6 protein-coding genes and 1 pseudogene are annotated in these 4,109 nt (G+C 67.0%); 3 read left to right on the top strand and 4 right to left on the bottom strand.

The window, feature by feature from the left end; all coding sequences use genetic code 11:
• The 3 genes and pseudogenes from FFS27_RS33890 to vreA form a co-directional block, all read right to left on the bottom strand.
• Positions 1-119: pseudogene (locus tag FFS27_RS33890) on the bottom strand (hypothetical protein); the annotation flags it as partial.
• Between the two features lie 69 nt (positions 120-188).
• A complete protein-coding gene (gene vreI, locus FFS27_RS29595) occupies positions 189-734 on the bottom strand; it encodes an RNA polymerase sigma factor VreI (protein ID WP_003085329.1) in 546 nt (181 codons plus the stop codon).
• Complete coding sequence (gene vreA / locus FFS27_RS29590) at positions 731-1,447, bottom strand: TonB-dependent outer membrane receptor VreA (protein ID WP_003120815.1); 717 nt, start codon at positions 1,445-1,447, stop codon at positions 731-733. The genes vreI and vreA overlap by 4 nt, the downstream gene beginning before the upstream one ends.
• A gap of 165 nt (positions 1,448-1,612) precedes the next feature.
• On the opposite strand from vreA, the gene FFS27_RS29585 reads away from it, so the two are divergent.
• Positions 1,613-1,933 (top strand): hypothetical protein, encoded by a 321-nt coding sequence (locus tag FFS27_RS29585; protein WP_003116538.1) that lies wholly within the window; start codon positions 1,613-1,615, stop codon positions 1,931-1,933.
• Positions 1,934-2,050: 117 nt separating this feature from the next.
• Here FFS27_RS29585 and pigA read toward each other — a convergent pair whose 3' ends face one another.
• Positions 2,051-2,647: a biliverdin-producing heme oxygenase PigA gene (pigA, locus tag FFS27_RS29580; RefSeq protein WP_003085321.1), complete on the bottom strand. Its 597-nt coding sequence runs from the start codon at positions 2,645-2,647 to the stop codon at positions 2,051-2,053.
• 251 nt (positions 2,648-2,898) lie between these two features.
• On the opposite strand from pigA, the gene imuA reads away from it, so the two are divergent.
• Both imuA and FFS27_RS29570 read left to right on the top strand, forming a co-directional pair.
• Entirely contained in the window at positions 2,899-3,504 is a 606-nt protein-coding gene (gene imuA, locus FFS27_RS29575; RefSeq protein WP_031627677.1) for a translesion DNA synthesis-associated protein ImuA, read from the top strand.
• Positions 3,505-3,511: 7 nt separating this feature from the next.
• A partial coding sequence (locus tag FFS27_RS29570; protein WP_137952405.1) for a Y-family DNA polymerase occupies positions 3,512-4,109 on the top strand: 598 nt, incomplete at its 3' end.

Here is a 4,109-nt window from a genome sequence, read left to right as displayed (position 1 = left end):
GCCTGACCTCCGGACGCGTCGCCCTGGGTGACGCGTCCGGAGGTCAGGCTGATCACCCAGGCGTGCGCTTCGTGGCGAAGGTCGCCGGTTTCATCGGCGGCGGAGTCTGAGGCTGTCATGACTGTGCTGTACGGACACCGGAATGGCTCATGGGATGGATATGGCGGCGGTTTTCCACCTGCTTATGCTTATGACGGTTTTCCGGCCCCGGGACCGAACCTCTGGATGACTTTTCTTTCCAGGCGCTCCGCGCAGAACCACAGGGCGGCCTTGAGTTCCTTCTCCACGGTGCGGGTGGAAATGCCGAAGCGACGGGAGATTTCCGCATGCGGCGTCTCTTCCAGGCGTGAGGCGATGAGAATCTGCCGACGCCGCGCCGGCAGTTCGCAGAGCGCCTCCAGCAGGCGACGGATCTCGGCGTGACCGCCGACGATGCGCTCCGGGTCGAGGCCTTCGTCGGCCACCTGCAACAGCTCCGCCACCTCCTCCCCGGTGAGCAGGCGGGCGTCGCCCTCGCGGCGGTCGGCGGCAATGTTCAGGGCAATACGGAACAGGTAGGCCTGGGGCTTCTTGACCTCCAGGGCATCATCCAGCCGGTCGACTCTCAGGTAGGTTTCGTGCAGCACGTCGCACGCCAGGTCCTCGGAGCCCAGGCGCCGTTTCAGGCGCGCCTTGAAGTCGTCGTAGGAGGCGAGGAACAGCTTCACCATCGCGCTTTGCCGCGAATCGCTCATGACCCTCCCACTCCCTCCGTCAGCTTGCATTCCATGGCCTTGCCCGTCGTCTTCGGCAGCAACAGGATGGTCAGCGGCTGGGCCAGCGTAGCGGGCGTCGCCTGCATCACCCGCACGCCGCGCAGGCTTTCCACCAGGGCGCTGTCCCGCTGCGGGTCGCCGGTCGAACCGAGCAGGCGACTGTGGCGAACCTCGCCGAAGCGACCGATCCAGAGTTGCAGCACCGCGCGATAGGTACCCGGACGAGTGCGCGGCGAGCGGCACAACTGTTCTTCCAGCGCCGCCTGGACCGCTCCCGCGTAGCGCCGATCCAGCGGCTGCTCGACCTTCGGCATCTCTGCCGGCAGCGGCGCAGCGTTCCTGACGGCCTGCGCCGGCAGCAGGGTGAACGCTTCCTGGCTGGTGTAGCGCGCCATCAGGCCGGTTCCGCCGAGCAGTCGGGTCAGGGCGTCGCTGGCGGTGAAGCGCCCCTGCAAGCGGGCCGAGCGCCGTCCACGGGCCAGTTCGCCATCCACCAGAACCGCCATTCCCGTCACCCCGCTGTAGGTCACCAGCGCCGATGCCAGGCTCTGCGGAGGAATATCGAACGCGTGCACCGCCAGGCGCAACGGCGGCCTGCCGCCATCGCCCGGCACGGCGCCGGACGCCGGCAGCAGCATGCCGAGACCGAGCAACGACACTGCGCACGACCTTGCCACCCCGAGGATCGACATCAACGGATTCCAGTCCGAACTACCCGGTTCAGGCCAGATGGCCATCACCCAGGAGGGACATCCTGATGGCACTGTGTGACTGTGGTGTGACGGTACCTGCGGTGACATGTTTTCACCGATTGCCGTATAAGCGGGAAACCACCATCCCAGCGCGGGAGAATCGCCATGCACCGTTCATCGCAGGTTCTGCCGGCCCTGATCCTGGGCCTGGCCATGAACGCCACCCTGGCCGACGAGCCGACGCCGCCGGCGAACTGCATCAACACCGAGGTCAACGGCTACCAGGCTTTGTCCTATGAATGCCTGAGCCAGCAGATGGCCGATCCTGACAGCGCGGCCAGGGCCCGCCGCGAACAGGAGCTGGATTCCGCCGCCATCGTCCGGCGTCCGCCAAACCAGCTCGGCCTGTACAACCAATCGGCGACGCGCATTCGCCTGGGCACCTCGTTCGGCAACTCAGTGGAAGCGCAGCGGCCGCCTCGCTAAGGACCTCCGCAGGTCCGCGCTCCTGGCCGGCGGCGCAAGACAGAAAACCCCGGCAACCAGGCCGGGGCAATCGTCGTCGGCGAGGTTGGCCGCCGATCAAAGGACAAGGAACGCCCCTCAGGCGAAGGTACGCTCCAGCAGGTCGCCGAAACGATTGAAGGCATCGCTGGCGCCCTTGGCGGCCAGGCGCTCTTCCTCCTCGTTCAGCTCGATGCCGTCGAGGATCGCCACGAAGCTCTTCCAGCCTTGCGCGCGGCCGCCTTCCGGCTCGGCCAGATGGCGGGCGCCGAAGTTCTCGTCGAGTTCGAGCGCGGCGGCTTTTTTGAACAGGAACGCAGCGCCCAGCTTCGAACCTTCGGAAACGAACAGCCAGCCCAGTGCCTCGGCCAGGCTCAGGTCGGCCTCGCGCACGCTCTGGTCGCCCTCCGGCACCGGATGGCCGAGGTCCGCCAGGTCTGCACGAGCGGCGTCGTCGCGGGCGCGGGAAGCCAGGCCGGGGAACAGGCGGGCCAGCGCTTCGTTGCGATAAAGCGGCTCCAGGTCATGCTGGAAGAGGTACTGGGCGGCGACGAAGCGGGCGAAATTGTCCCGGCTGGCGAAGGGTTCCTTGCTCTTCACCAGGCTCTCCAGGCGCTGGTGCGGCTCGTTGGTCAGCAGGTTGAGGCGTTGCGAACGCAGGTTTTGCCGAGTGGATTCAGGGGCCAGGGTATCCATAGGGGAATTCCTTTCGAGGGACGGAACGCACTGGGCCGACATAGCGTGCCCAGGATCAATAACGATTCTCAATTATATTCGTTATTGAATCTCAATGTCACAGGAAAGGATGCCGACCGACTGCCATTGACCAGAAAAGGACTACAGCAAATACTGTATTTACATACAGTATTCGAGTTATTTCCTTGGCCTCCCTTTCATCCGTAGCCGACATCACCCCACCCGCAGCCGTCGCCGGACGAGGCAATGGCATAGCGCTGAGTGCGCTGCTCGACGCACGTAGGATCTGGAAAGGCCAGTCCGCCGTGCCGGCCGGCGCTTCCCTGCCCACCGGGCATGCGCGCCTGGACGCACTGCTACCCGGCGGCGGTTGGCCGGAGCATGCCCTGAGCGAAATCCTCCATGCCCGCGACGGTGTCGGCGAACTGCAACTACTGATGCCGACCCTCGCTCGCCTGACCCAGGCGCAACGTCGCGTCGTACTGGTCGGCGCACCCTACGTACCCTATCCGCAGGCCTGGCTGGCCGCCGCGGTCGACCTGCGCCACCTGGTCCTCTTGCAGGCCAGCGGACGCGACGCCTTGTGGGCTGCCGAACAGTGCCTGCGCTCGGGCAGTTGCGCCGCTGTGCTGTGTTGGCCGCAACAGGCCGACGACCGCGCCCTGCGCCGCCTCCAGGTTGCCGCCGAAAGCGGTCAGGCCCTGGGTTTCGCCTATCGTCCCCTGCGCGAAGCGGTCAACCCTTCGCCGGCAGCGCTACGCCTATGCATCGAAACCCGCCCCCCACGCCTGCGCATCCTCAAGTGCCGGGGCGGCCTCGCGCCGGCGACCGCCCTGCCAGCCAGCGCCTGGCAATGAGGCGGCCATGCTCTGGGCTTGCATTCTCCTGCCGCAACTGGCCATGGACAGCGCGCTGCGTCAACGGAGCAATCCCGACGCACCGCTGGCGCTGCTCGGCGGCCCAGTGCAGCGCCGGCAGTTGCAGGCGGTCAACCCAGCGGCACGCGCGCTCGGCCTGAAGCCCGGTCAATCGCTGATCGCCGCCCAGGCCCTGAGCCGGGACTTCGCCACGGCGGAATACGACCTCGCCGCCGTGGAGCGCTGGCAGGCCTTCCTCGCCGCCTGGGCCTACGGTTTCAGCTCGCAGGTCAGCCTGCACTATCCGCGCGCGCTGCTGCTGGAAGTGCAGTCCAGCCTTGCCCTGTTCGGCCCCTGGCCACGCTTCGAGGCCCGCTTGCGCAAGGAACTCACGGCGCTGGGCTTCCGCCATCGCCTGTGCCTGGCGCCGAACCCGGTGGCGGCGAGGGTCCTGGCGAACAGCCACGACGGCCTGGCCATCGAGGACGAGACAGCGCTGCAACGCCAGTTGTCCGCCCTTCCGCTGGACCGCCTGGGACTCTCGCGGGAGCTGGCCGTCGCCCTCGGACGCATGGGACTGCGCCATCTGCGCCAGGTCCTCGAGT

This window comes from Pseudomonas sp. 2VD (assembly GCF_005503585.1).
GTDB classification, from domain to species: domain Bacteria; phylum Pseudomonadota; class Gammaproteobacteria; order Pseudomonadales; family Pseudomonadaceae; genus Pseudomonas; species Pseudomonas aeruginosa.
The sequence above is the reverse complement of the archived record's forward strand: the minus strand, read 5'-3'. Positions and strand labels throughout refer to the sequence as shown.

Coding starts and splice junctions, on each gene's coding strand:
- vreI (WP_003085329.1), bottom strand. CDS start 734: ATGAGCGATTCGCGGCAAAGCGCGATGGTGAAGCTGTTCCTCGCCTCC.
- vreA (WP_003120815.1), bottom strand. CDS start 1,447: ATGTCGATCCTCGGGGTGGCAAGGTCGTGCGCAGTGTCGTTGCTCGGT.
- FFS27_RS29585 (WP_003116538.1), top strand. CDS start 1,613: ATGCACCGTTCATCGCAGGTTCTGCCGGCCCTGATCCTGGGCCTGGCC.
- pigA (WP_003085321.1), bottom strand. CDS start 2,647: ATGGATACCCTGGCCCCTGAATCCACTCGGCAAAACCTGCGTTCGCAA.